Genomic DNA, 24,471 nt, shown 5'->3' on the forward strand with positions numbered 1-24,471 from the left:
TGCCCCTATCCGATGTTCGACAGTTTCAGCAAATGGCGCAGGTCGTTGAGCAAGTCCTTGCCCTTGACCGTGGCGTCGTAGCGCAACACCAGATTGCCGTGGGGATCGACGATCCACAGCTGCGCATCACCCGGCGCACCGGCATTTTTAGTGAACGTCGACAGGTCCAGCGGATAGCGCTGCAGTTGTGGGTACTCGGCCTTGAGCTTGGCGTCGTAATCGCTGCTGACGGGCTGCGCGCTGGCCAAGGCATGGCTGGCGCGGGAAGCATCGCGGCCCAGGCCGATCTGCAACTGGCGCGCGAGATACACCAGTTGCTTGCAATCGGCGGCGCAGGCAGCGGGTGCGGTCACCAGCAACTGCCAACGCTGCTCATCGGCCTGCACACCAATGTCGCCGCGCGTCTGGCCATTGCCGATCAGTTCGCCATGGTAGCTGCGGCCGTCCGGGACCCAGAACTGCAGCTTGTACATGAAGGTCGCCAGCGCCATAGGGCCGATCACCATCAGCAGGATCAGGATCAACTGCCAACGGCCTTTGCGCCGGTCAGGCAGTTCAGATGTGTTGGGTGGACTCATGGCCGCTCCCATGGGGCTTCTCCTTTTTGTTGTTGTGCCATCCGAGATAGAGATAAAGCGCCAGCAGGGCCAGCGACATGGCGAACCACTGCACGGCATACGCCAAGTGTTTTTCCGGCCCCATGGCCACGATGGGCCAAGTGGTTTCGTAGGTGCCGGGGCCGGCTTCGGCCCGCAGTTCATAGGCGAAACCGTTGCGGCCCAGCTCAGCCCACAACGCGGCGGGGTGCAGTGCGGTCAGCAATCGCGGCCATTGCCCACCCGCCGGGTCGGCATGCAACTGAAAGGTTTCGCCGGGGGCGACGTACACCCAGGCCTGCAGATTCAACGGCTGTTCAGGGGTGCTGAAGACCGGCGGCGTGCGTCGATCCGGCCAGGGCAGCCAGCCGCGATTGAGCAACAGCCACAGGCCGCTGGCCTGGTCGTGAAAGGGTTGCAGCAGTTCAACGCCGGCCTTGCCGTCGCGCATCCGGTTATCGAGCAGCACGCTGTGCTCGGCGTCGAATTGCCCGCGCAACTGCACGCGGCGAAAGGCCGGGTCAGTGATGTCATTGAGTTGCGCACTGTTGACAGGATCAGCCGCGCGCCGCTCGGTATAACTGTCCACCAGCCGCTGTTTTTCATGACCACGGGACAGTTGCCAGAACCCCAGGCCGACCATCAGCGGCAGCAACACCAGCACGACCAGCGTAGGTGCGACCCCGGGACGAAAGTATTTCATGGCGCTGGCTATACTTGTTTTCATTGCCCGCCCATTTCCCCTAAGTGCCCATCAAAGCCGGGAGCCTGACCATGCTCAAAGCAGCCATTGCCCTGATGCTGATCGCGACTGTCGTGAGCCTGTTCAGTGGCTTGTTTTTCCTGGTCAAGGACGAGGGCCACTCCAACCGCCTCGTCACGGCCTTGACCGTGCGTGTCGCGCTGGCCGTGATGACCCTGGCGTTGATCACCTGGGGGTTTTTCAGCGGCCAACTGGTTTCTCATGCGCCGTGGTGAGGCACCTCACAGCACATAGACGAAGAAAAACAGCCCGATCCACACCACATCCACAAAGTGCCAATACCAACTGGCCGCCTCGAAACCGAACTGATGCTCGGCATCGAAGTGACCCTTGAGGATGCGCATCAGCATCACGAACAGAATGATGGTGCCGATGGTGACGTGGGCGCCGTGAAAACCAGTGAGCATGAAGAAGGTGGCGCCGTAGACACCCGAGCCGAGGGTGAGCCCGAGCTCCTTGTAGGCATGGATATATTCCTCGGCCTGGAACCCAAGGAACGCCACGCCCAGCAGCACAGTGATTGCCAGCCAGAGTTTCAGCGCACCGCGATGGCCTTTGCGCAAGGCATGGTGGGCAATGGTGATGGTTACACTGGAGCTCACCAGCAAAATGGTGTTCACCAGCGGCAGGCCCCACGGGCTGATGGTGCCCTTGGGTGCCGGATACAGTTTGGGATCAGGGTTATTCAACAACGGCCAGGCAAACTCGAAGTTCGGCCACAGCATGTGCGCGATGCCCTTGGGTCCTTCACCGGCCAACGCTGGCGCGGACAGGTGGCGTACGTAGAACAGCGCACCAAAGAACGCAATAAAGAACATCACTTCGGAAAAGATGAACCAGCTCATGCCCCAGCGGAACGAGCGGTCCATCTGCGAACTGTACAAACCGGCGCGACTTTCCTTGATCACCGCACCAAACCAGCCAAACATCATGTACGCCAGCAGCAAGCCACCGACGAAAAAGATCCAGGGGCCGTGGGATTCCGGGCGCAACGCCTTTAAATCGTTGAACCACAGACCCAGGCCGTAAACGGTGATCAACAGGCCAAACGTGGCAATTATCGGCCATTTGCTTTGCGCCGGTACGTAGTACGTATCATGAGTCGACATGTATTCGCTCTCCTGATTGAGCGGCCAAACAGTAGCTAGCCCCCGGTGCGGACCGCCGCGGGCGGTTGGCGCGCAGTGATGTCAAACAGCGTGTACGCCAGGGTCAGATGCTTCACATCCTTGGGCACGTCGCGGTCGACGATGAAGCGCACCGGCATTTCGATGCGCTCGCCTGGCTGCAGCACTTGCTGGGTAAAGCAAAAGCACTCGGTCTTGTGGAAATACATCGCCGCTTCGGCCGGGGAAATGCTCGGTACCGCCTGGGCGGTCATCACCTTGTCGGTGGGGTTGAACGCCACGAACAGCATCTCGGTGACTGCGCCGGGATTGACCACCACTTCATCGGCCTTGGCATGAAATTCCCAGACCATGTCGATGGCGTTGGTGGACAGGAACTGCACGCGCACCTGGCGAGACGGGTCTACCACCTGGGAGCCCTCGTACTGCCCGGCCGTCTTGCCGTTGATGCCGAACGCTTTGCACATCACGTCGTAGATCGGCACCAGGGCAAAGCCAAAGGCGAACATCGCCAGCACCAGAATCAGCAGGCGAGTGACCAAGCGCTTGAGGGGCACGGAGTCAGCCATGGCGCAGCGCTCGCTTTTCTGTGGGAGCTGGCTTGCCTGCGATGAGGCCCTGGCAGGCGATAGAGTTGGCGCCCGATACACCGCTATCGCAGGCAAGCCAGCTCCCACAGGGGACTTGCGGCGTCAGGTTCATTTAACCTCCGGCGGCGTAGTGAAGGTGTGGTACGGCGCCGGCGAGGGCACGCTCCACTCCAGGCCTTCGGCGCCATCCCAGGGTTTGGCCGGTGCCGGCGTACCGCCGCGGATGCACTTGATCACGATAAACAGGAAGAATATCTGCGTAGCCCCAAACATGAAGGCACCAATCGAGGACACCATGTTGAAGTCGGCGAACTGCAGGTTGTAGTCCGGCACCCGGCGCGGCATGCCCGCCAGCCCGACGAAGTGCATCGGGAAAAACGCCATGTTCATGCCCACGAAAGACAGCCAGAAGTGCAGCTTGCCCAGGGTTTCGTCGTACATGTGCCCGGTCCACTTCGGCAACCAGTAGTAGGCCGAGGCGAAGATGCCGAAGATCGCGCCGGGCACCAATACGTAATGGAAGTGCGCCACCACAAAGTAGGTGTCGTGGTACTGGAAGTCCGCCGGGGCAATCGCCAGCATCAGCCCGGAGAAGCCGCCGATGGTGAACAGGATCACGAAGGCCACGGCAAACAGCATCGGCGTTTCGAACGTCAGCGAGCCTTGCCACATGGTGCTGACCCAGTTGAACACCTTCACCCCGGTCGGTACGGCGATCAGCAGCGTGGCGTACATGAAGAACAGCTCGCCCACCAATGGAATACCCACCACGAACATGTGGTGCGCCCACACGATGAACGACAGGAACGCGATGCTCGCCGTGGCGTAGACCATCGAGGTGTAGCCAAACAGCGGCTTGCGCGAAAAAGTCGGAATGATCGAACTGACGGCGCCAAAGGCCGGCAGGATCATGATGTACACCTCGGGGTGGCCGAAGAACCAGAACACATGCTGGAACAGCACCGGGTCACCGCCGCCGGACGCACTGAAAAAGCTGGTGCCGAAGTGGATATCCATCAGCATCATGGTCACGCAACCGGCCAGTACCGGCATCACCGCGATCAGCAGGAACGCGGTGATCAGCCAGGTCCAGACGAACAGCGGCATTTTCATCAACGTCATGCCCGGCGCGCGCAGGTTGAGGATGGTGGCGACCACGTTGATCGCGCCCATGATCGAACTGATGCCCATCAGGTGAATGGCAAAGATAAAGAACGTCACGCTTTCCGGCGCGTAGGTGGTGGACAGCGGTGCGTAGAACGTCCAGCCGAAATTCGGCCCGCCACCTGGGCTGAACAGCGTCGAGACCAGCAGCAGGAAGGCCGCCGGCAACAGCCAGAAGCTGAAGTTGTTCATGCGTGGCAGGGCCATGTCCGGCGCGCCGATCATCAGCGGGATCATCCAGTTGGCCAGGCCGACAAACGCCGGCATCACCGCGCCGAACACCATGATCAGGCCGTGCATGGTGGTCATCTGGTTGAAGAACGCCGGCTCCACGATCTGCAGGCCTGGCTGGAACAGTTCGGCACGGATCACCATGGCAAACGAACCGCCGAGCAGGAACATGGCGAAGGCGAACCACAAGTACATCGTGCCGATGTCTTTGTGGTTGGTGGTCAGCACCCAGCGCATCAACCCCTTGGCGGGGCCATGGGCATGGTCGGCATGACCATGGTCATCGATCACAGCGCTCATGGCCGTTCTCCTGCAAGCGAGTGGGCGGGGCGGGTAGAGGTAAATGCCATGAAGTCGTTCATTGGCTTTGCGCCTGCTTGATGGCCAGCACGTCTTTAGGCGTGACCATGTCGCCTTTGTTATTGCCCCAGGCGTTGCGCTCGTAGGTCACCACGGCGGCAATATCCACTTCAGAGAGCTGCTTGCCGAAGGCCGCCATCGCGGTGCCAGGCTTGCCGTTGTAGACGATGTTCAGGTGATCGGCCGCGGGCCCGGTGACGATTTTCGAGCCCTTGAGCGCCGGGAACATCGGCGGCAGGCCCTGGCCTTCGGCCTGGTGACAGGCCACACAGGTGGTGTGGTAGACCTTGTCGCCACGCGCCACCAGCTCTTCAAGCGTCCACTCCTTGGAGGTCAGCTCCTTGAGCTTGGCGGCCTCTTGCTTGCGCTCGCCGAGCCAGGTGTCGTAGTCGGCCCTGGACTTGACCTCGACCACGATGGGCATGAAACCGTGGTCTTTGCCGCACAGTTCGGCGCACTGGCCGCGGTAGATGCCGGGCTTCTCGACACGGGTCCAGGCCTCGTTGACGAAGCCGGGAATGGCGTCGCGCTTGACCGCAAATGCCGGCACCCACCACGAATGGATCACGTCGGCGGCCGTCACCAGAAAGCGCACCTTGGCCCCCACCGGCAGCACCAACGGCTGGTCAACTTCCAGCAGGTAGTGTTCGCCCTTGGTCGCCTGGTTACGAATCTGTTCGGCGGGCGTGGCCAGGTTGCTGAAGAATTCCACGTCCTGGCCCAGGTATTTGTAATGCCATTTCCACTGGTAACCGGTGACCTGGATATCGATATCCGATTCACTGCTGTCGTAGATATTGATCAGGGTCTTGGTCGCGGGGATGGCCATCGCAACCAGAATCAACAACGGCACCACGGTCCAGAGGATTTCCACGGTGGTGCTCTCGTGGAACTTGGCCGCGACCTGGCCGGTGGAGCGGCGGTGAAGGATCATCGACCAGAACATCGCGCCAAACACGATGACGCCGATCACCACACAGATCCAGAAAATGGTCATGTGCAGGTCGAACACTGCGTGACTGACTTCGGTCGCCCCTGGCGCCATATTCGTTGTCCAGGCGGCATGTGCCTGGCCGAATACCGACGACAACAGGAGGCCCATCCAAACGTGTGGATGTCGCATCATTGCGGGTTCCCCTTATCGTTCTTGTTATCCCGCCGGTTTGCACCTGCGTCGAAGGGAGCGGCTTCCATAGTGCTTACAACCGCTTAGCCTTGCCTGCTTATGCAGTCTGGCGTCATCAGCTAATCGCCTACAAATCCGAGTATAGACAGGCTCTGCAACCCCGCAATGTGTAGGGGCAAATGAACCGAAAATGATCGGCCCGAGCCAACAAAACCGGGAGCGGAATCGTTTATTCGGCAAACGATGGCAATTCGATATAACGGCGATGCATAACCATGAAATAATTATGACAAATGCGTCTGAGGCCCTCGTATAAACGAGCTACCTTAACTTCTCCCTTTTCCTACACCTGCAAATCATTGGAGCCTTCATGAACACCGCCGCATTGCGCGAGCAGATTTCCCGTGCCCATCAACACGAAACCAGCACGGGCCAGCTTGCCCAGCAACTGGAAAAACAATTGCCGCACCTGCATTCGGCCATTTCCCTGGCTGACGGTGATCGCAACATGGTCATGACCCGCTTTGTTACCGCCTACATCGATCTCGTCCCGGATTTGCTGGACGCCGCCAACGACGTGGCCCGCGAAGCCGGTATCGAAAGCCAGATCAAGCCGGTGCTGAAGATCGCCGAGCATTTCTTTCTGCAGCCGCCCGCCATTCTGGCCGGCCATGAAGGGCTCGACGGCCTGCTGGACGAGGCCTATCTGGCCCACCGCTTGGTGGAAGAGGTCAACGATCTGTATATCAAGCACTTCGGCCAGCCGTTGATTCCGGCGGACACCACGGTGGCCAATGTCATTGCCCATCAACTGATCGGCGAAGACTTCGCCAACCAGCTGGATGAAGCGGTGCACCACGCGGTGGATGAAATGCTCAACGAAGAGAGCTTTGCGCTGGAGTCGGTCGAGGTCTATCGCGAAAAGCTCCAGAGTCCGCAAACGGAAGCCGCCTGGAAGCGCTGGCCGTGCCTGTCGCGGCAGTTGGGGGTTGAGTTGGCGTTGGATCAGCCTGCCTGACTTTCCGTACCGATTGAGATCAAATGTGGGAGCGGGCTTGCTCGCGAATGCGGCGGTTCAGTTGATACATCTGTGACTGACACACCGTATTCGCGAGCAAGCCCGCTCCCACATTTCGATCCGGTTTCGTCAGCCAGCCGAGGCTGCCGAACCTATCCCCGTCGTCATGCGAATCCGCCCTTCCAATCGCCGCTTCAACCCACGCGCCTCGATGACCAGCCTGGATCCCTTGGCAGCATTCGCCCGGCCCCATTCCTCCAGCAGTTCCAGGCAAGAATGGTCGATGTAACTCAGGTTGTTCAGCGGCACGTGCAAGGTCGTTCCTGCCGGCACCGTCGCCAACACCTGGGTCAACGCCGGCACTTTCAGGAAGGTAGCCGCCCCCGTCAGGCGCAACTCCATCTCTGCCTCCTGCGGCAGGTCGATCAGGCTGACTTTCAGCCTCGACGCCTTGAACGCCAACTTGACCAACGTCAACCCGAAGCCCACCAGCACGCCGGTCAGCAGGTCGGTGAAGATGATCGCCAGCGCCGTGGCGGCGTAGGTAAACATCGGCATCCGCCCATAGCGGCCCAGCGCCTTGAACGCCTTGATGTCCACCAGCTTGATCCCGGTGTACACCAACACGCCCGCCAGGCTCGCCACCGGAATGCTCTGCAGCACACTCGACAGCAGCAGCACGAACGCCAGCAACCACAACCCGTGGAACATTGCCGACAAGCGCGTGGTGGCACCGGCCTGCACGTTGGCCGAGCTGCGCACGATCACGCCCGTCATCGGCAACGCGCCAACCAGCCCGCAAAGCATGTTGCCTACACCTTGAGCGGATAATTCCTTGTCGAAATCAGAACGCTGACCGCTGTGCATGCGATCGACCGCCGCGGCGGACAGCAGAGTCTCGGCACTGGCGATAAAAGCCACGGCGAACGCGGCGATCAACAGTTGCGGATCAGCGAGGTTGAGCAAGTCGCTGGGACGCAGCCAATCAATGGCATCGGCGAGGTTTTCCGGGACTTCCACGCGCTTGACCTGCAACGCCAGCACCAGGCTGGCCACGGTGGCCAGGCCCACGCCCAACAAGGCACCCGGTACAAAGCGCAGACCTTGCGGACGAAATTTATCCCATACGTACATCACCAGCATCGTCGACAAACCGAGCAGTCCTGCCTGCCAGCCCAGGCCACCGCCCAGGGCCGGAATCGCGTCAGCCAAAGCCGCCGGGAAACCTGCCAGGTTATCCAGCCCGGAAGGCTTGGGCGCGCCGTCGAGCATCACGTGGATCTGCGACAGCACAATCAAAACGCCAATCCCTGCCAGCATGCCGTACACCACCGCCGGGGCCGTGACGCGGAACCAGCAGCCCAGGCGCAAACGCCCGGCAACCAGTTGCAGGAAACCCGCCAGCAACAGAATCGGCCCAAGCATCAGCATGCCGTGCTGGCGCACCAGCTCAAACACCAGCACCGCCAGACCCGCCGCCGGGCCGCTGACCTGCAGCGGCGAACCCGCCAGCCAACCCACCACCAGGCCACCGATGATGCCGGTGATCAGCCCCTTGGCCGGGGGCATGCCGGACGCGATCGCGATACCCATGCACAGGGGCAGGGCGACCAGAAAAACAACCACGGAGGCCAGCAGCTCCCGTGGCAATACAGTTTTCAATTGAGCAGCACGCATAATGGCTCTCCCGAGGCATTTGCCGGGCGCGGTAAAGCCTGGCTGCGTCCATGGCAGCCACCGCTTTACCCGGCAGGGAAGTGTTTTAGAAGCGCGCTTTAGGCGTCGCGCAAGGGATCGGCCCGTCGCCGCCCAGCGGTCGGAACGCCGACTGGTCCGCGTCGAAGGCTCTGATTTCGCTGGTCTCGATGTTGTAGATCCAGCCATGGATGAACAACTGACCATTGGCCATGCGTGACGCCACGGAAGGGTGGGTGCGCAAGTGTTGCAACTGGGCGATGACGTTTTCTTCGGTCAGCACCTTCATGCTCTCGCCTTCGCTTGCGCAGTCGCAGTTGTCGTGCACCATGGTCTTGGCGACCTCGGCATGCCGCAGCCAGGCCTTGACCGTCGGCATTTTCTCCAGGCTGTCGGGGTTGAGTACGGCGCGCATCGCGCCGCAATCGGAGTGGCCGCAGACAATGATGTGCTGTACGCCCAAGGCGAGCACCGCATACTCGATGGCGGTGGAAACACCACCGTTCATCTGGCCGTAAGGCGGTACCACGTTACCGACGTTACGCGTCACGAACAGGTCGCCCGGGGAGCTTTGGGTGATCAGCTCGGGCACGATGCGCGAGTCGGCACAGGTAATGAACATCGCCCGTGGGCTCTGGGCCGTAGCGAGTTTCTTGAAGAGTTCTTCCTGCTGCGGGAAGACGTCATGATGGAAATGCAAAAAACCGTCAACGATGTGCTTAAGCGCTGCATCGGCGGTTTCCGCCACCTGAGGGGTCGAAGCCGACGCAGCCAACGGCTGTTTATCCTGGTCACTCATGATTCATCCTCTTGATTAATGCAGGGGGAGTGTTCAGGGCAATTCGACGCCAGGTCAGTGCAATAGTTGTAAATGCCAAAAACCGGGGCGCCGACTCATCAGTCACTCGCTGAACAAGGTAACCACCGAAACTTAACTCAAACTGAATGAACCGCTCTAGAACGCGGGTTTCAGTGATGTCAAAAAGCGACTATTCCTACAAGGACTTCGCGTTTCGCCTCTTCAGTCTACAACAAAGCCATCTGCCTGCCCGGTGGGCAAAACGCCGTGCAATCGAGATTGAAACCCTCCCGCCGGTTCAGCCCCAGGCGCTTGATCGCCTTGCTGAACCGCTGGGCCAGCAGATCGGCAAACGGCCCTTCGCCACGCATGCGCACGCCGAAGCGGCTGTCGTAGACCTCACCACCGCGCACCTGGCGTACCAGGCTCATCACATGGGCCGCCCGCTGCGGGTAATGCGCCGTCAGCCACTCCTCAAACAGCGGCGCCACCTCCAGCGGCAGGCGCAGCATCATGTACGCCGCGCTTTGCGCGCCGGCGGCATGGGCTTCGGTCAGCAGGCTCTCCAGCTCACTGTCGTTGATCATCGGGATCATCGGCGAACACAGCACACCCACCGGGATACCCGCCTCGCGCATCACCCGGATAGCCCGCAACCGCGCCTTGGGCGCCGCCGCGCGGGGCTCCAGGATGCGCTTGAGCTCATCGTCCAGGCTGGTGAGGCTCATCATCACGGCCACCAGACGCTGGCGCGCCAGCTCGGTCAGCAGATCAAGATCACGCAGGATCAGCGAGCCCTTGGTAATGATGGTCACCGGATGCCGGTAGCGCAGCAGCACTTCGAGGGTTTGCCGGGTGATCCGGTACTCGCGCTCGATCGGCTGATAGGGGTCGGTGTTGGAGCCCAGGTTGATCGGGGCGCACACATAGCCAGGTTTGGATAACTGCTGTTCCAGCACATCGGCGGCGTTGCTCTTGGCGATCAACCGAGTTTCGAAATCGAGCCCCGGCGACATGTCCCAATAGGCATGGCTGGGCCGCGCATAGCAGTAGATGCAGCCATGTTCGCAGCCCCGGTAGGGGTTGATCGAGCGATCGAACGGCAGGTCCGGCGAGTTGTTACGGGTGATGATGGTCTTGGCCGTTTCGATACGCACCTCGGTGCCCTGGGTCGGCGGCACTTCCTGGTACCAACCGTCATCCTCGGCCACGCTGACCGTGGGCGCAAAGCGGTTGTGCAGGTTGGTGGCCGTGCCCCGGCCACGGGGCGGCAGCGGAGTAGACATGAAAACGCCTCGATACTGTTTTTATATACAGTACCGAGGCGCAAGGTTTCTGACCAGTGCCGTTTGGCGGTCAGGCACGCATCAATGCTTTTGCGTGACCTGCCCCAGGTCGTCGCCGGAGGTGGTGTGCATATCGTTGTCGCGTAGGTCCTTCACGTCGCCGACGGTCACTGGCGCGCCCTGGTTGCCCCAACTGCCCCGGATGAAACTGACGACATCCGCCACTTCCTGGTCCGACAGACGCCAGGCAAATGCCGGCATGGTGAAGGTCGACGGCGCCGCGTGGGTAGCCGGCAGGGTGCCGCCGTTCAATACGATGTTGATCAGCGACGTGGCGTCTGCCGTCTGCAGCACCGGGTTGCCCGCCAGCGCCGGGAACACCCGCGTGTACCCATGGCCGTCGGTACGATGGCAAGCCGCGCAGTTATCGATATACACCGAGGCTCCGCGCTGGCTGTCATCGCCTTTCCACAATGCGGTTGCGACCTGCTTGTCGTACTGGTGCGGCGGGTCTTTGGGATCTACCGCCGGCAGGCTCTTGAGGTAACGGGCGATAGCTGTCAGGTCGTTTTCCGACATGTACTGCATGCTGTGGACCACAACATCGCTCATGCCGCCAAACACAGCGCTGCGATCACTGCGCCCGGTCTTGAGAAATTGCACCAATTGTTCCTCGCTCCAACTGCCGAGGCCGTCCTTGTGGTCGCCGCGCAGGCTCTTGGCAATCCAGCCTTCCAGCGGCGCGCTGCCGGACAGGAACGCGTTGCCGTCCGTGGCGCTCAGGGCTTTTTCCTGCATGGTCAGAGCCCGTGGCGTATGGCACGCGCCGCAGTGGCCGAGGCCTTCGACCAGGTAGGCTCCACGGCTGATCACCGGGTCGGCATTGGCCGGTGCCTGGTAATCCGCAACCTCGGGCGCGAACATCCAGCGCCACGCCGCCAAGGGCCAACGCATGCTCAGGGGCCACGGAATATCGCTGTCCTTGTTTTCCTGGGCGACCGGCTCAACGCCCTTCATGAAATACGCATACAACGCTTGCATGTCGCTTTCGCTGACACGCGCGTAAGACGGGTAGGGCATCGCCGGGTAAAGCGTACTGCCCCTCTTGGCGACGCCATGGCGCACGGCCTTGTCGAAGTCTTCGAAGCTGTAGTCGCCCAGGCCAGTCTTGTCCGGAGTGATGTTGGTGGAGTAGATCACGCCGATCGGGGTTTCCATCGGCAGGCCGCCGGCGAAGGGCTTGCCGCCCTTGGCCGTGTGGCAGGCCACGCAGTCACCGGCGCGGGCCAGGTATTCGCCCTGCTTGACCAAGTCGGTTTCGGCGGCGCTCACCGAGCAACTGCTGAGCAACGCCAGGGAGGCGGCGACGGTCGCGATAACAAGTGCTTTCATGGTCATCGCTCCTTATGCCTGAACCAGTGGGCCGGGGTTTTTCAAGTATTGCTCGCGGATCGCCCGCGCCGACCAATAGGTCAGCGCCGCCACCAGGCCGGTAGGGTTGTAGCCCAAGCCTTGTGGGAAAGCGGATGCACCTGGGACGAACACGTTGTGCACATCCCAGCATTGCAGGTAGCGGTTCAATGCACTGGTTTTCGGGTCGGTACCCATGATCGCGCCGCCGTTGAGGTGGGTGGTCTGGTACGACGCGGAGTTGAAATGCTCACCGACCTTTTTGCCGAGCAAGGCAATGGCCTTGGGGTTCATCGCTTCGGCGACCTTGCTCATTTTCTCGACCATGAAGCGGTTCATCTTGATGTCGTTTTCCTGCCAGTCGAACGTCATCCGCAGCAACGGCAGGCCGTAGGCATCACGATAAACCGGGTCCAGATCCAGGTAGTTGCCTCGGTAGGACTGATGGGCGCCGTGAGCATCCATCGACACTTGGTGGGTGTAGTAATCGGCGGTGGCGCGCTTCCAGGCGCTGCCCCAGGCCGGCGTGCCAGGCGGGTTGGACGTACCCGCAATCGGCCGGCTGCCGGCCTGGTTGACCCACATCGGCGAGCCGCCCACAAAGCCATGGGGGCCGTGGTCGAAGTTGTCGGCGTTGAAGTCATCGATGGCCACGCCATTGCCGCCCGCACCGATGAAGTTGTTGGTGTGGGTGTCTTTGTCGAAGAAGGCCTTGATGGTGGCCATGTTCTGGTAGGCGAAGTTCCTGCCCACCACACCCTCATTGGTAATCGGGTCGTAGGGCTTGCCGATCCCGGACAACAGCATCAGCCGCACATTATGGAACTGGAACGCACCGAGGATGACCAGGTCCGCAGGCTGTTCGCATTCGCGTCCCTGGGCGTCGATATAGGTCACGCCGGTGGCCTTGCTCCCGGTGCTGTCGAGGTTGACCTTGAGCACGTGGGAATTGGCCCGCAGCTCGAAGTTCGGCACCTGGCGCAACGCCGGCAGAATGTTCACATTCGGCGAGGCCTTGGAATACATGTAGCACACGTAGCCGCTGCAGAAACCGCAGAAGTTACACGGGCCCATCTGCGCACCGTAGGGGTTGGTGTAGGGCCCCGAGGTATTGGCTGAGGGCAAGTTGTAGGGTTTGTAACCGACCTCGGCCGCCGCTTTCTGGAACAGCTGTGCGGAGACGGTGTTTTTCTGCGAGGCCAGCGGAAACGGGTTGGAGCGATCCGGCGCATAGGGGTTGCCGCCACGGCCTTCGCCGACCAATTGGCCTTTTACGGTCCAGGCTTGGCCGGAGGTGCCGAAGACTTTTTCGGCGTAGTCGAAAAACGGCTCCAGCTCTTCATAACTGACCCCGAAGTCCTGGATGGTCATGTCTTTGGGAATGAAGTGTTTGCCGTAGCGCTCTTCGTAGTGGCTGCGCATGCGCAACTCAATCGGGTCGACACGAAAATGCACGCCGGACCAGTGCAGCCCCGCGCCGCCGACGCCATTGCCTGGCAAAAACGCGCCCAGCTGGCGGTTCGGCAGTGCAACATCATTCACGCTGTGGCGAATGGTCACCGTTTCCTTGGAAATGTCCTGGAAGAGTTTTTTACGCACGCTGTAGGTCAGTTCGTCGATGACCTGGGGATAGCTGCCGTCCGGGTATGTGTCCTGCATCGGGCCGCGTTCCAGCGCCAGCACGTTGAGGCCCGCTTCCGTCAGCTCTTTTGCCATGATCGCGCCGGTCCAGCCGAAACCTACGATCACCGCGTCTACTTTCTTCATGATGGTCGCCACGTTTATGCCCTCTCGCCGCGCATGGAAACAGCCGGGAAGGGGTAAGGCTCGTTGCGTTCCACCCAGTCCATGAAGTCGGCGCGGGCGCCGGGGAAGCCGATCATGGTCCAGCCGACCATGCCTTTGTTGCCACCGTGGATTGGGTCGCAGAAGAAGCCTTCCTTGGTGTTTTGCAGCAGCAGGTTGAAGAACATCTTTGGCGGCACGGCATCGAAATGTGCGCCCAGCTCACCACCGCCCGCCTCCAGGCGACGCAGCATATCGTCTCGGGTAGCGCTGTCTTGCGCGGCAAAAGCTTTACCGTTGAACGCCTTCGACCATGCATCCGTCGCGGCAATGCCCAGGCGATAAATGTCCTTGGGCACCAATTTGCTCTGCCAGCCCATCTCCGGCGGTGCATCGGCGTTGAACGGGCCTTGCATGAACCACAGGGCGCCGCTGGCGTACGGCGTGTTCATCTGGCGGTCGATGTATTCCGGCGCGCCCGCTTCCAGGGCGCCTGGCCCTTGGGCGTCAGCGGGGATCAAGCGCTCGACGGCGGCGTTGATGAAAGCCCATTCCTCAGCCGTGAAGTAAGTCGGCTCGTAAGCTTTGTCGCTCACGTCAGGCTTGGCTGGCGCGGCCTGGGCCGGCTCAGGCGTAGCCATCAGCATCGAGCCACCCAGGCCCGTGCTGGCAACCGTGACCACCGGGATCAAGGTCAAGGATTTGCGCAGAAAGTCACGCCGGGGGTTGTCTTGATCTTGATCAGACATGGTGGCACCTCATCATGTGGTCACGGATTTATCAGCGGCTTCTAGTGAGCGGCTTGGGTTTTTGCAATCAATGGATACAAATGATAGCAGGCTAACGATGAGGGGGAGCGATTCAGCGACCTAAGTCGAATAAAGGCGGGCAAAAAAAGTGGGAGCTGGCTGATCGTTCCCACGCTCCGCGTGGTAATGCATCCGTGACGCTCTGCGTCACCCGTACACATTGAGCTGTTCGGCGGGACGCGGAGCGTCCCAGGCGGCATTCCCACGCAGAGCGTGGGAACGATCATCAGGTACCTGGTAAGGGGGAGGCTTTAGTCTTTTTTCAGCTTGGGGTTCGGGAAGAACTGCACGGCCTGGATTTTTGGGTCCGCCGGCGCTTTGAGCGCCGAGGTGTTGACCCGCGTACCCAATTCCTTGGGCACCGACAGGCCTTGGTCATTGAGCGTGTCGGTATAACCGCAGGCCACGCATTCACGGTGCGGCACGTTGTCTTCGGTCCACATCTTGAGCTTGTCCGGCTCGCTGCACGCCGGGCACACGGCCCCGGCGATAAATTGCTTTTTGGTGATCACAGGCCCTTCACTCATGCTGCCGCGTCCTCACTCAGGCCGCTGTGGCGCAAGAGTGCGTCAATCGACGGCGCACGTCCGCGGAAGTCGACAAACAGCACCATCGGCGCCTGGGAACCGCCACGCGCCAGGATAGCTTCGCGGAAGGCACGGCCGGTCTCGGCGTTGAGTACGCCGTCTTCTTCAAACTTGGAAAAGGCATCCGCCGACAGCACTTCAGCCCATTTGTAGCTGTAGTAACCGGCCGCATAACCACCAGCGAAGATGTGCGCAAAGCTATTGGGGAAGCGGTTGTAGGCCGGCGGACGCATCACCGAGACTTCGTCGCGCACGCCTTCGAGCACCTGCGCCACGCTGCGGCCGTCGCCGTGGGTGGCGTGCAGTTCAAAGTCGAACAGCGAGAATTCCAGCTGGCGCACCATCATCAGGCCAGATTGGAAGTTCTTCGCCGCGAGCATTTTTTCCAGCAGGTCCTGGCGCAGCGGCTCACCGGTTTCATAGTGGCCGGAGATCAGCGCCAGGCCTTCAGGCTCCCAGCACCAGTTCTCCATGAACTGGCTCGGCAACTCCACCGCATCCCAGGCCACGCCGTTGATACCGGACACACCAGCGTGTTCGACACGGGTCAGCAGGTGATGCAAGCCGTGGCCGAACTCGTGGAACAGCGTCGTCACTTCATCGTGGGTCAGCAGGGCAGGCTTGCCGCTGTCGGCCGGGGTGAAGTTGCACACCAGGTTGGCCACCGGGCTCTGCAGCACGCCGTCGACGGTGCGGCGACGGTCGCGGGCGCCGTCCATCCAGGCACCGCCACGCTTGTTGGCGCGGGCGTATAGGTCGAAGAAGAAGCGGCCGACGTGCTGGCCGTTTTCCTTGATTTCGAACAGGCGAACGTCCGGGTGCCAGGTGTCGAAGCCTTTCTGCTCGGCGATCTCGATACCGTACAGGCGCTGCACGATGGCGAACAGGCCGCCCAGCACTTTATCGATGGGGAAGTAAGCGCGCAGGGCTTCCTGGGACACGCTGTAGCGCTGCTCACGCAGTTTTTCGCCATAGAAACCGCTGTCCCAGCTCTGCAGGTCGGCACAGCCTTGCTCGGCGGCGTAAGCCTTGAGCTGTTGCAGGTCCTGGGCGGCAAACGGCTTGCTGCGCTTGGCCAGGTCACGCAGGAAACTGAGCACCTGGTCACTGGATTCGGCCATCTTGGTCGCCAGGCTCAGCTCGGAGAAGGACGCATAACCCAGCAGTTGAGCCAGCTCCTGACGCAAGTCCAGGATCTGTTCCATCACCGGGCCGTTATCGTTCTGACCGGCATTCGGACCTTGGTCCGACGCACGGGTGCAGTAGGCCGCGTAGATTTCTTCGCGCAGGGCGCGATCCTTGGCGTAGGTCATTACCGCGTAGTAGCTGGGGAACTCCAGGGTGATCAACCAGCCTTCAAGGCCCTTGGCCTGGGCGGCGGCGGCCATTTGCGCCTTGGCCGAGTCGGTCAGGCCGGCGAGGGTGGCCTCATCGGTGACGTGCTTGGTCCAGGCCTGGGTGGCATCCAGCAACTGGTTGGAGAACTTGCTGCCCAATTCAGACAGCTTGCTCTGCACTTCGGCGTAGCGCTTTTGCTGCTCGGGCGGCAAATCGATACCCGACAAACGGAAGTCACGCAGGGCGTGTTCCAGGATGGTTTTTTGCGCCACATCGAAACCGGCGGCTTCCGGGCTGCTGGCCAAGGCTTCGAACGCCTGGAACAGGGCGCGGTTCTGGCCCATTTCGGTGGAATAGGCGCTCAACGCCGGCAAACACGCCTCATAGGCCTCGCGAAGCTCGGCGCTGTTGCACACGGCGTTGAGGTGGCTGACGGGGCTCCAGGCGGCGCCCAGGCGATCATTGAGTTCGTCCATCGCCAGCACCAGCCCGGCCCATGTCGGATTTTTACCCTGGCTTTGCAGGATGCCTTCGATGGCGACACGGTTGTCGGCGAGGATCTGTTCAATGGCCGGCTGGACGTGCTCGGCACGGATCGCCGAGAACGGCGGCAGGTCGTAGGACTGCAGAAGCGGGTTGTTCGCGCTCACGGTTGGCACCTTGGCTGAAGAAACTGATAAGACAAAGATGGGGCCATCTTAATTACAATCAACACCCACCGCAGCTATCAGCAGAAGAGAGAGAGGCTATCGTGACCCTTCGCACCTATCAGAACCACACGCCAACCCTGGGCGCCGGGGCTTTTGTCGATATTTCGGCGGTGGTGATCGGCGATGTCGAAATCGGCACCGACAGCTCGGTCTGGCCGCTGACCGTTATTCGCGGCGACATGCACCGCATCCGCATCGGTGCGCGCACCAGCGTGCAGGATGGCTGCGTATTGCACATCACCCACGCCGGGCCTTTCAATCCGGGTGGTTTCCCACTGCTGATCGGCGATGACGTGACCATCGCCCACAAAGTCATGCTGCACGGCTGCACAGTGGGCAACCGCATCCTGATCGGCATGGGCAGCATCGTCATGGACGGCGCGGTGGTCGAGGACGACGTGATCATCGGCGCCGGCAGCCTGGTGCCGCCGGGCAAGACACTGCAAAGCGGCTACTTGTATGTTGGCAGCCCGGTCAAACAGGTCCGCGCGTTGACGGACAAGGAACGCGCCTTTTTCACCTACAGCGCCGCGAACTACGTGAAGCTCAAGGACCTGCACCTGGCTGAAGGATTCGACCGATGACCCTGCGCCACCCAACAGTCCTGTTCGACCTGGACGGCACCCTCACCGACCCACGCGAAGGCATCACCCGCTCGATTCAGTACGCCCTCGCCAAATTGGGCATCGACGAGCCGGACCTGAGCAAACTCGAACACTTCATCGGCCCGCCCTTGCTGCAAGCCTTCATGCAGTTCTATGGCTTCGATGAAGCCAAGGCGTGGGAGGCGGTGAATTTCTATCGCGAGCGTTTCAAGGTCACCGGGCTGTATGAAAACCGCGTGTTCGACGGCGTAATGCCGCTGCTCGAAGACTTGAGCAGCCAAGGCCGCCAACTCTACGTTGCCACCTCGAAGCCATGGGTGTTCGCACGCGAAATTGCCCGCCACTTTGATTTTGCCAAGCACTTCAAGGTGATCTACGGCAGTGAACTGGACGGCACGCGCACCCACAAGGTCGAGCTGATCGCTCACCTGATGCAGGAGGAAAGGCTGGACCCGGCGGCTACCTTGATGATCGGCGACCGCAAGCACGACCTGATCGGCGCGCGCGGTAATGGGCTGGATTCGGTGGCCGTGGGGTATGGCTTTGGTAGTTTCGAGGAACTGGATGCAGAGGCGCCGACCTGGCACTTCGAGACGTTGGCGCAGATGCATCAGGCGTTTTTGCACGAGTCTTGAGACCGCCATCGCAGGCAAGCCAGCTTCCACATTTTAACCGGTTTACACAAGACCAATGTGGGAGCTGGCTTGCCTGCGAAGAGGCCCTACAGGCCAACCCCCTCTAACTGTTTCAGCGCCGCTTTACGCTGCACCGCCGGCAACCCGCCCATCTTCTCCACCGCCGCATAGAACCTCGCCCAATCCCCACCCTCCTGCCGAAACAGCGCCGCAAACGCCGGCACCCACCGGTCATACAACCCAAACGGCAACAACCGCGCGTTGTTCATTGGCTGGTTGATCCAGGCGTCATAGCGTTTGTCACCGCCCCACTGACTGTCGCGCAGTTGCCGGTACTCGCTGCGCAAACGCTCGAATTGCGCCGCCTTGGCCTGACGCATCGCGTCGGCTGCCAGAGGCTGGGCGTAGAGCTTTTCCAAGCGTTGACGGGTATCCAGGACCAACTGGGTAAACTGGTCACGCTGCTTTGACGCCGACAGACTCTGCGGCGCCAGGCCTCGCGCGGCACGCCATTGGCGAGTGCCTTCCTGTTCGACGAAGCTGGCAAACGACTCGTTGAACTCGGTGTCGTCCTTCACGTAGAAACGCTGGTGCGCCAGTTCATGGAAGATCAGCGTGGCCAGACGCTCATCACCCCAGTGCATCATCGAATTCATGATCGGGTCGTTGAACCACCCCAAGGTGGAATACGCCTCGACGCCGCCTATCGATACGTCCATGCCTTGCTGCTTCAACAACGCAGCTTCGCCGCGCGCCGCGCCTTGGTTGTAATAACCGCGATAGGCCACACAGCCGGCGATGGGGAAGCAATGGGTTTGCGGTGACAGGGAAAACTCCTGCGTGGCGAACACATTCCAGACCACATAAGGCCGCCCAATATCGACGTACAACCTGTAACTCTGGTTGTCGGGAAGATGCAGGTGCTCACTGGCGAACGTGCGCGCTTTTTGCGACTGCACCAGGTGCTCGCGCAACAGCGGTGGGCGGGAAGGGTCGGCAATGACCTGCGCCACCGGCTCGCGGGCGCGCAGCAATTGCAACTGACCGCTGGCCAATTGGCCGTAATAACTGACGCTGGAACAGCCGCTGAGCAATACAACCATCAACCCTGGAAAAAAACGCCTGACCATGCCCCGACCGCTCCTGGGTAATTTGCCCGCCAGACTATCGCGCCTGGACGGAATTTTTCCATGGCTGGCGGTGTTTATACTGAATAGGGAGTCTGCCGCGGTTGGCGTCAGGCTCATCTCTTTTGCCCAACGTTGAGTGCCTGCCATGCGCCAGCTATTGCTTCCCGTCGTTGCCCTGTTCCTCAGTGCCTGCACCACAACCCCCGTACCGCCGAGGGATCCGCAACAGGCCTGGGTCGACTTCACCACCCCGACGCCGGGGGCGAAGATGGTGATGGCGCAGCGTCTGGATGGAAAAAACCTCGACGACGGGCGTTATTTCCAGATGCCGCCCGGCCCCCATGAGTTGATGGTGCGCTTCGACTTCGAGGTGCCTGCCGGCGGCGGTTTGGGCGGGCTCAGCCAGACGATGTACCGCACCTGCTTCATGACCCTGGCGTACGACCACTTCCAGGCCGGCCAGCGCTATGTGCTGGAAGGCCGCTCGCTGGCCTTCACACCCAATATCCGGCTGTATGACTCGGCGCGTCAGTTGCTGGCGCAGGAACGTAGCGTCAACTGCATCTGATCAGTCGTTGTTTTTCTGGTAGATGATGCGCTTGGTACCGTTTTCGCACGAGCCGACAATCATCGCGCTGTCGTGGTTCTTGGCTTCTTCGGCGGTGATGATTTCCAGGGTGTAGGAGGGAATAGCCTTGGCCTGGATGTTGACTTCAATTTCCTTGCGAAGCTCTTCGCAGTCTTTTGGAGCGGCCACGGCCGACGTGGCCAAGACACCGCAGATGACCGCCAAAGCAAAACGTTTCATGTGTGTAGCTCCCTGAATGCATTGCGCACGGGTGTGCGTCTAAGGCTGCATGAGCTATAGGACCACAGTTCCTAAACGAGGGTTCTGATTTAAAGCAAAGTCCTATGTGGGAGCGAGCAAGCCCGCTCCCACATTAGACCTGCCGTGTCAGGTAGATCGTGTCAGCTAACCAGGGTGGCATCCAGGGTGATGGTTGCATTCAGCACTTTGGACACCGGGCACCCTTCTTTGGCCTTTTTGCTCAGCTCATCGAACTGCGCCTGGCTGGCGCCTGGGATCTTGGCCTTGAGGATCAGCTTCACGGCAGTGATGGCAAAGCCGCCTTCCACTTGGTCCAGGGTCACCTCGGCCTGAGTGTCGATGCTGTCAGCCTTGAGCCCGGCATCGCCGAGAATCATGGAAAACGCCATGGAGAAACAGCCGGCGTGAGCCGCACCGATCAGTTCTTCCGGGTTGGTGCCCTTACCACCTTCGAAACGAGCCTTGAAGCCGTAGGGCGCTTCACGCAGTACGCCAGTTTCCGTAGAAATGGAGCCCAGGCCTGTCTTCAGGTCACCTTCCCAATGCGCGGATGCTTTTTTAACGATACTCATAGCGGTCTCCTCGAACGGTGGTTTTGCGTTAGTAGAGTTCTGAGGATAGAAGCTCTGGCAAAGTTCACCTCGTCGGAGAAACCTAGTAAACCAGTAGGAAATTTCATAGGTTGCTATTGAATCTCGGGTATATGCCCTCATTGCATAGAACATGCACATGAAGCGGCAGGTTTTGGTTCGTTTAAAAAGCCTGCGCCCCCATTGGAGAAGCAGGCTTATGAAATCGCTGTCCGACGTAAAATTCTCGACCCTGGACCTGGTGCCCGTGCGCGCCAACGGCAGCCCGGCGCAGTCACTGCGCAATTCCCTGGACCTGGCCCAGCATGTGGAAAAGTTCGGCTACACCCGTTTCTGGGTGGCTGAACACCACAACATGGACGGCATCGCCAGTTCGGCCACCTCGGTATTGCTGGGTTACCTGGCCGGTGGCACCTCGACGATTCGCGTCGGTTCCGGCGGTGTGATGCTGCCCAACCACGCGCCGCTGGTAATCGCCGAACAATTCGGCACCCTGGAAAGCCTCTACCCCGGCCGCATCGACCTGGGCCTGGGCCGCGCGCCCGGTTCCGACCAGATGACCGCCCGCGCCCTGCGCCGTGAGCGCTCAGGCAGTGCCGACGATTTCCCGGAAGATGTTGCCGAGCTGATGGCCTACCTGGGCCCGCGTACGCCTGATCAACGGGTTATTGCGGTTCCCGGCACCGGCACCAACGTGCCTGTCTGGCTGCTGGGCTCCAGCTTGTTCAGCGCCCAGCTGGCAGGCGAACGCGGCTTGCCCTACGCCTTCGCCTCGCATTTCGCACCCCGCTTGATGCATGAGGCGATTCGCGTCTACCGCAACCACTTCAAGCCTTCTGCCGTGCTGGACAAGCCTTACGTCATGCTCGGCATTCCGTTGGTGGCGGCGGACACCGACGAGCAGGCCGACTACCTGGCCACCTCGGTGTACCAACGCATCCTCGCGCTGATGCGCGGCCAGAGCCTGGTGCAGCGCCCACCGGTGGACAGCATGGATGGCCTGTGGCTGCCCCACGAAAAAGACGCGGTCGGCGGTTTCCTCGGCTTGGCCATGGTCGGCGGCCCGGCGAAGATCCGCGCCAAGCTGGAAGTACTGATCGAGCAGACCGGCGCAGACGAGCTGATTTTCACCAGCGACCTGTATGAACACGCTGACCGGATTCATTCCTACGAACTACTGGCGCAAGTGATGAAGGGCTGAGCCCGAGGCGAAAAAAACCGACGCACGCGCGTCGGTTTTTTATATCTGCAACACGGGTCAACCGCGCTTGTAGACGATTTCCTTGGTGCCGCCTTCGCAGCTGCCGACAACGTCGCCGCCCGCCGCTGCGCCTTTGTCCACCACTTCCAGCGAATAACCCGAGGCGCCCTTGGCGTCGATTTTCGCTGCGATTTCACTTTTGAGCTCTTCACAAGGCTTGCCCGCCGCCAGGGCCGTGCCTGCAATGCTCAACAAACCTACTGCCAACAAGAACTTCTTCATCCGTTACTTCCTTGCGCTGATCGAATAGAACGCGCCGACGCTTTCGCATCGGCACCCCAACGGTGTAGCGCAGGTTATGGCAATCGGCCAGTCAGCAAAGTTCAACTCTGCGGATCAACTGCTGGCAATTCGGAATCCCACCTTAAGCGTGACCTGGTAGTGGGCAACCTTGCCGTCTTCGATATGCCCACGGGTTTCGGTCACCTCAAACCATTCCAAGTGCTTGATGCTCTTGCTGGCTTCAGCCAGGGCATTCTGGATCGCATCTTCGATGGTGGTGGTGGACGAGCCCACCAGTTCGACTTTCTTGTAGGTGTGATGATCGGTCATGGGGTTTCTCCTTAGGGACGTTTATGAAGCCTAGCAGTCAATCTTCGTACTGCTTCAGGCGGCCGTTGCGCCTGGAAAGTTCAGATTTACTGCACTTTCTGAGACCGGCGCAGTCGGTATCTACACACGCCACTCAATCACGTCAGGAGAGTCCAAATGGCCAACACTTCTTTACGCAAAGCGTCACTGGAAAGCATGGAAGCCGAGATTTCGAGCCTGCTCAAGTCCCTTGAGAGCCTCAAGGACGATGCGTCCGACGAGTCGCGCAAAACGCTGAAGGCCCTGAAAAGCAATGCCGAGAACGCTCTCAAGCACTCGCGCCATCTGATCAGCGACGCCTACGAAGAAAGCAAAGTTAAACTTCGTGAAACCAGTGTTGCTACCCGGGATTACGCCCAGGAACACCCATGGACTACAGCCGGTGTCGCTGTAGGCGCACTGGGGCTGCTGGCGGCCTATCTGCTGTGCAAACGCGGTGACTAATCAGGCTGGCGCACCAGCTCAGCCTTGAGCCAATTCGCCAGTTGCCCGGCGCGCCCATCCGCGGCGCGCTTGGGCAGCCACAACGCCAGGTGCGCCGGGGTTTCGCTGAACCCCCACGGCGCCACCAGGCGACCCGCCCGCACGTCCTCGGCGACCAGCGGCTGCGGCGCAATCGCCACGCCCAATCCGGCCACCGCCGCCTCCAGCAAATAATACAAATGCTCAAACCCCTGGCCGTGTTTCAACGCGCCCGGCGCGATCCCGTGTTGCTGCGCCCAGCTGGGCCAGGCCTGCGGGCGCGATGTGGTGTGCAGCAACGCTTCACTGCACAACGCGGCGGCAGGCGCCTGGCGCAAACGCTCATAGCCGGCAAAGCGCGGGCTCATCACCGGGCCGATACGTTCGCTGGCCAGCTCAAATACTTGCATGTCCGCCGGCCATGGCGGCTCGGCGAACAGCAGCAGGGCATCGAGACCCGGTCGTCGGGGGTCGAGATCCCCGTCACCCGCCGAGAGGTGCAGGCGCAGGTCCGGCAGGTCCGCATTCAAGCGGCCCAGGCGCGGAATCAACCAGCGCGCCAGCAAACTGCCCGAGCAGCCGAGCACGAAGGGCGCGTCGGCGCTGGCCTGGGTCAATTCAGCACACACATCCCTTAACCGCTCAAACGCCTCGGCGCTGACATCGCGTAAGCGGACGCCGGAATCTGTGAGTTTAAGGCCGCGCCCATCCTTAATAAAAAGGCTGACACCCAAATGTTCTTCCAACACCTTCAACTGGCGGCTGACGGCGCCGTGAGTGACGTGCAATTGCTCGGCTGCCTGGCTGACGCTGTTGAGCCGCGCGGTGGCTTCAAACGCGCGCAGCGCATTAAGGGGTGGAAGGTCTCGGCTCATCTGTGAGTTTTCCTGACAGGTTACGGCGATCTTATCGGTTTTCAGCGTAGCGCGTCAGGGGTAGAGTGGCCCTCATTGTTTCTTACACCCCATTTTCCT

The 24,471-nt window shown here is 60.8% G+C and carries 27 protein-coding genes; 7 read left to right on the plus strand and 20 right to left on the minus strand.

The features are described 5' to 3' along the window. Positions 1-5: 5 nt before the first annotated feature. Together H0Z09_RS00190 and H0Z09_RS00195 are read right to left on the minus strand one after the other, a co-directional pair. Positions 6-590, minus strand: coding sequence for a hypothetical protein (locus H0Z09_RS00190; RefSeq protein ID WP_186685794.1), 585 nt, complete (start codon positions 588-590; stop codon positions 6-8). Further along, entirely contained in the window at positions 556-1,323 is a 768-nt protein-coding gene (locus H0Z09_RS00195; RefSeq protein ID WP_186685798.1) for an SURF1 family protein, read from the minus strand. Before H0Z09_RS00195 ends, H0Z09_RS00190 begins: the two co-directional genes overlap by 35 nt. Before the next feature lie 47 nt (positions 1,324-1,370). Between H0Z09_RS00195 and H0Z09_RS00200 the strand changes: the two genes are divergently transcribed. Further along, positions 1,371-1,574 (plus strand): twin transmembrane helix small protein, encoded by a 204-nt coding sequence (locus H0Z09_RS00200; RefSeq protein ID WP_076952215.1) that lies wholly within the window; start codon positions 1,371-1,373, stop codon positions 1,572-1,574. Between the two features lie 6 nt (positions 1,575-1,580). On the opposite strand, the gene H0Z09_RS00205 is transcribed toward H0Z09_RS00200, so the two are convergent. The 4 genes from H0Z09_RS00205 to coxB form a co-directional block, all read right to left on the minus strand. After that, positions 1,581-2,468: a cytochrome c oxidase subunit 3 gene (locus H0Z09_RS00205; protein WP_076952214.1), complete on the minus strand. Its 888-nt coding sequence runs from the start codon at positions 2,466-2,468 to the stop codon at positions 1,581-1,583. A gap of 35 nt (positions 2,469-2,503) precedes the next feature. Continuing rightward, on the minus strand, positions 2,504-3,055 hold the full coding sequence (locus H0Z09_RS00210) for a cytochrome c oxidase assembly protein (RefSeq protein WP_186685801.1): 552 nt from the start codon (positions 3,053-3,055) through the stop codon (positions 2,504-2,506). Between the two features lie 129 nt (positions 3,056-3,184). Next, positions 3,185-4,771: a cytochrome c oxidase subunit I gene (gene ctaD, locus H0Z09_RS00215; protein WP_076952212.1), complete on the minus strand. Its 1,587-nt coding sequence runs from the start codon at positions 4,769-4,771 to the stop codon at positions 3,185-3,187. 58 nt (positions 4,772-4,829) lie between these two features. Continuing rightward, a complete protein-coding gene (gene coxB / locus H0Z09_RS00220; RefSeq protein ID WP_186685803.1) occupies positions 4,830-5,957 on the minus strand; it encodes a cytochrome c oxidase subunit II in 1,128 nt (375 codons plus the stop codon). Positions 5,958-6,327: 370 nt separating this feature from the next. On the opposite strand from coxB, the gene H0Z09_RS00225 reads away from it, so the two are divergent. Further along, positions 6,328-6,975 carry a hypothetical protein gene (locus H0Z09_RS00225; protein WP_186685805.1) on the plus strand — a complete coding sequence of 216 codons (648 nt, stop codon included), beginning with the start codon at positions 6,328-6,330 and terminating at the stop codon, positions 6,973-6,975. Between the two features lie 129 nt (positions 6,976-7,104). Here the strand turns inward: H0Z09_RS00225 and H0Z09_RS00230 are convergent, their stop codons facing one another. The 8 genes from H0Z09_RS00230 to prlC all read right to left on the minus strand — a co-directional run bounded on the left by H0Z09_RS00230 (position 7,105) and on the right by prlC (position 17,334). Next, a complete protein-coding gene (locus tag H0Z09_RS00230; RefSeq protein ID WP_186685816.1) occupies positions 7,105-8,652 on the minus strand; it encodes a SulP family inorganic anion transporter in 1,548 nt (515 codons plus the stop codon). An 85-nt stretch (positions 8,653-8,737) separates the two neighbouring features. Further along, on the minus strand, positions 8,738-9,469 hold the full coding sequence (locus H0Z09_RS00235) for a carbonic anhydrase (protein ID WP_076952208.1): 732 nt from the start codon (positions 9,467-9,469) through the stop codon (positions 8,738-8,740). A gap of 227 nt (positions 9,470-9,696) precedes the next feature. Next, positions 9,697-10,755: a PA0069 family radical SAM protein gene (locus H0Z09_RS00240; RefSeq protein WP_186685819.1), complete on the minus strand. Its 1,059-nt coding sequence runs from the start codon at positions 10,753-10,755 to the stop codon at positions 9,697-9,699. 81 nt (positions 10,756-10,836) lie between these two features. Then, entirely contained in the window at positions 10,837-12,147 is a 1,311-nt protein-coding gene (locus H0Z09_RS00245) for a cytochrome c (RefSeq protein WP_186685822.1), read from the minus strand. A 12-nt stretch (positions 12,148-12,159) separates the two neighbouring features. Continuing rightward, a complete protein-coding gene (locus H0Z09_RS00250) occupies positions 12,160-13,944 on the minus strand; it encodes a GMC oxidoreductase (RefSeq protein WP_186685825.1) in 1,785 nt (594 codons plus the stop codon). Between the two features lie 2 nt (positions 13,945-13,946). Next, positions 13,947-14,699, minus strand: coding sequence for a gluconate 2-dehydrogenase subunit 3 family protein (locus H0Z09_RS00255; protein ID WP_076952204.1), 753 nt, complete (start codon positions 14,697-14,699; stop codon positions 13,947-13,949). 311 nt (positions 14,700-15,010) lie between these two features. After that, positions 15,011-15,286 carry a YheV family putative zinc ribbon protein gene (locus H0Z09_RS00260; protein WP_065880359.1) on the minus strand — a complete coding sequence of 92 codons (276 nt, stop codon included), beginning with the start codon at positions 15,284-15,286 and terminating at the stop codon, positions 15,011-15,013. Then, complete coding sequence (gene prlC / locus H0Z09_RS00265; RefSeq protein WP_186685828.1) at positions 15,283-17,334, minus strand: oligopeptidase A; 2,052 nt, start codon at positions 17,332-17,334, stop codon at positions 15,283-15,285. The genes H0Z09_RS00260 and prlC overlap by 4 nt, the downstream gene beginning before the upstream one ends. Positions 17,335-17,435: 101 nt before the next feature. On the opposite strand from prlC, the gene H0Z09_RS00270 reads away from it, so the two are divergent. Together H0Z09_RS00270 and H0Z09_RS00275 are read left to right on the plus strand one after the other, a co-directional pair. Further along, positions 17,436-17,978, plus strand: coding sequence for a gamma carbonic anhydrase family protein (locus tag H0Z09_RS00270; RefSeq protein ID WP_186685830.1), 543 nt, complete (start codon positions 17,436-17,438; stop codon positions 17,976-17,978). Next, entirely contained in the window at positions 17,975-18,634 is a 660-nt protein-coding gene (locus tag H0Z09_RS00275; RefSeq protein WP_186685832.1) for an HAD family hydrolase, read from the plus strand. The genes H0Z09_RS00270 and H0Z09_RS00275 overlap by 4 nt, the downstream gene beginning before the upstream one ends. Positions 18,635-18,720: 86 nt before the next feature. Here H0Z09_RS00275 and H0Z09_RS00280 read toward each other — a convergent pair whose 3' ends face one another. Further along, positions 18,721-19,764: an aminopeptidase gene (locus H0Z09_RS00280; protein WP_186685834.1), complete on the minus strand. Its 1,044-nt coding sequence runs from the start codon at positions 19,762-19,764 to the stop codon at positions 18,721-18,723. Positions 19,765-19,909: 145 nt separating this feature from the next. On the opposite strand from H0Z09_RS00280, the gene H0Z09_RS00285 reads away from it, so the two are divergent. Next, a complete protein-coding gene (locus H0Z09_RS00285; RefSeq protein ID WP_169375228.1) occupies positions 19,910-20,332 on the plus strand; it encodes a hypothetical protein in 423 nt (140 codons plus the stop codon). Here H0Z09_RS00285 and H0Z09_RS00290 read toward each other — a convergent pair whose 3' ends face one another. Next, on the minus strand, positions 20,333-20,572 hold the full coding sequence (locus H0Z09_RS00290) for a DUF1161 domain-containing protein (protein ID WP_057725723.1): 240 nt from the start codon (positions 20,570-20,572) through the stop codon (positions 20,333-20,335). 161 nt (positions 20,573-20,733) lie between these two features. Beyond that, a complete protein-coding gene (locus H0Z09_RS00295) occupies positions 20,734-21,165 on the minus strand; it encodes an OsmC family protein (protein ID WP_076952198.1) in 432 nt (143 codons plus the stop codon). Positions 21,166-21,382: 217 nt separating this feature from the next. Here H0Z09_RS00295 and H0Z09_RS00300 point away from each other — a divergent pair, with 217 nt between their 5' ends. Then, on the plus strand, positions 21,383-22,384 hold the full coding sequence (locus tag H0Z09_RS00300; RefSeq protein WP_186685836.1) for an LLM class flavin-dependent oxidoreductase: 1,002 nt from the start codon (positions 21,383-21,385) through the stop codon (positions 22,382-22,384). A gap of 57 nt (positions 22,385-22,441) precedes the next feature. Here H0Z09_RS00300 and H0Z09_RS00305 read toward each other — a convergent pair whose 3' ends face one another. Continuing rightward, entirely contained in the window at positions 22,442-22,666 is a 225-nt protein-coding gene (locus tag H0Z09_RS00305) for a DUF1161 domain-containing protein (RefSeq protein WP_181285627.1), read from the minus strand. Between the two features lie 114 nt (positions 22,667-22,780). Then, positions 22,781-22,996, minus strand: coding sequence for a dodecin (locus tag H0Z09_RS00310; RefSeq protein ID WP_186685838.1), 216 nt, complete (start codon positions 22,994-22,996; stop codon positions 22,781-22,783). A 156-nt stretch (positions 22,997-23,152) separates the two neighbouring features. Here H0Z09_RS00310 and H0Z09_RS00315 point away from each other — a divergent pair, with 156 nt between their 5' ends. Further along, positions 23,153-23,479 carry a DUF883 family protein gene (locus H0Z09_RS00315; RefSeq protein ID WP_169375231.1) on the plus strand — a complete coding sequence of 109 codons (327 nt, stop codon included), beginning with the start codon at positions 23,153-23,155 and terminating at the stop codon, positions 23,477-23,479. Here the strand turns inward: H0Z09_RS00315 and H0Z09_RS00320 are convergent. Further along, positions 23,476-24,372: a LysR family transcriptional regulator gene (locus H0Z09_RS00320; RefSeq protein ID WP_186685840.1), complete on the minus strand. Its 897-nt coding sequence runs from the start codon at positions 24,370-24,372 to the stop codon at positions 23,476-23,478. The genes H0Z09_RS00315 and H0Z09_RS00320 overlap by 4 nt on opposite strands. Positions 24,373-24,471 lie beyond the last annotated feature (99 nt).

This window comes from Pseudomonas sp. SWRI18 (assembly GCF_014268345.1).
GTDB classification, from domain to species: Bacteria; Pseudomonadota; Gammaproteobacteria; order Pseudomonadales; family Pseudomonadaceae; genus Aquipseudomonas; species Aquipseudomonas cedrina.

Bases quoted from the DNA above. Each gene is read 5' to 3' on its own strand.
- H0Z09_RS00280 (WP_186685834.1), bottom strand. From the start codon at position 19,764: ATGGTCAGGCGTTTTTTTCCAGGGTTGATGGTTGTATTGCTCAGCGGC.
- H0Z09_RS00190 (WP_186685794.1), bottom strand. From the start codon at position 590: ATGGGAGCGGCCATGAGTCCACCCAACACATCTGAACTGCCTGACCGG.
- H0Z09_RS00235 (WP_076952208.1), bottom strand. From the start codon at position 9,469: ATGAGTGACCAGGATAAACAGCCGTTGGCTGCGTCGGCTTCGACCCCT.
- H0Z09_RS00300 (WP_186685836.1), top strand. From the start codon at position 21,383: ATGAAATCGCTGTCCGACGTAAAATTCTCGACCCTGGACCTGGTGCCC.
- H0Z09_RS00305 (WP_181285627.1), bottom strand. From the start codon at position 22,666: ATGAAGAAGTTCTTGTTGGCAGTAGGTTTGTTGAGCATTGCAGGCACG.
- H0Z09_RS00200 (WP_076952215.1), top strand. From the start codon at position 1,371: ATGCTCAAAGCAGCCATTGCCCTGATGCTGATCGCGACTGTCGTGAGC.
- H0Z09_RS00295 (WP_076952198.1), bottom strand. From the start codon at position 21,165: ATGAGTATCGTTAAAAAAGCATCCGCGCATTGGGAAGGTGACCTGAAG.
- H0Z09_RS00245 (WP_186685822.1), bottom strand. From the start codon at position 12,147: ATGAAAGCACTTGTTATCGCGACCGTCGCCGCCTCCCTGGCGTTGCTC.
- H0Z09_RS00195 (WP_186685798.1), bottom strand. From the start codon at position 1,323: ATGAAAACAAGTATAGCCAGCGCCATGAAATACTTTCGTCCCGGGGTC.
- H0Z09_RS00210 (WP_186685801.1), bottom strand. From the start codon at position 3,055: ATGGCTGACTCCGTGCCCCTCAAGCGCTTGGTCACTCGCCTGCTGATT.
- ctaD (WP_076952212.1), bottom strand. From the start codon at position 4,771: ATGAGCGCTGTGATCGATGACCATGGTCATGCCGACCATGCCCATGGC.
- H0Z09_RS00255 (WP_076952204.1), bottom strand. From the start codon at position 14,699: ATGTCTGATCAAGATCAAGACAACCCCCGGCGTGACTTTCTGCGCAAA.
- H0Z09_RS00320 (WP_186685840.1), bottom strand. From the start codon at position 24,372: ATGAGCCGAGACCTTCCACCCCTTAATGCGCTGCGCGCGTTTGAAGCC.
- H0Z09_RS00230 (WP_186685816.1), bottom strand. From the start codon at position 8,652: ATGCGTGCTGCTCAATTGAAAACTGTATTGCCACGGGAGCTGCTGGCC.
- H0Z09_RS00260 (WP_065880359.1), bottom strand. From the start codon at position 15,286: ATGAGTGAAGGGCCTGTGATCACCAAAAAGCAATTTATCGCCGGGGCC.
- H0Z09_RS00285 (WP_169375228.1), top strand. From the start codon at position 19,910: ATGCGCCAGCTATTGCTTCCCGTCGTTGCCCTGTTCCTCAGTGCCTGC.
- H0Z09_RS00290 (WP_057725723.1), bottom strand. From the start codon at position 20,572: ATGAAACGTTTTGCTTTGGCGGTCATCTGCGGTGTCTTGGCCACGTCG.
- H0Z09_RS00315 (WP_169375231.1), top strand. From the start codon at position 23,153: ATGGCCAACACTTCTTTACGCAAAGCGTCACTGGAAAGCATGGAAGCC.
- H0Z09_RS00205 (WP_076952214.1), bottom strand. From the start codon at position 2,468: ATGTCGACTCATGATACGTACTACGTACCGGCGCAAAGCAAATGGCCG.
- H0Z09_RS00225 (WP_186685805.1), top strand. From the start codon at position 6,328: ATGAACACCGCCGCATTGCGCGAGCAGATTTCCCGTGCCCATCAACAC.
- coxB (WP_186685803.1), bottom strand. From the start codon at position 5,957: ATGATGCGACATCCACACGTTTGGATGGGCCTCCTGTTGTCGTCGGTA.
- H0Z09_RS00240 (WP_186685819.1), bottom strand. From the start codon at position 10,755: ATGTCTACTCCGCTGCCGCCCCGTGGCCGGGGCACGGCCACCAACCTG.
- H0Z09_RS00310 (WP_186685838.1), bottom strand. From the start codon at position 22,996: ATGACCGATCATCACACCTACAAGAAAGTCGAACTGGTGGGCTCGTCC.
- H0Z09_RS00275 (WP_186685832.1), top strand. From the start codon at position 17,975: ATGACCCTGCGCCACCCAACAGTCCTGTTCGACCTGGACGGCACCCTC.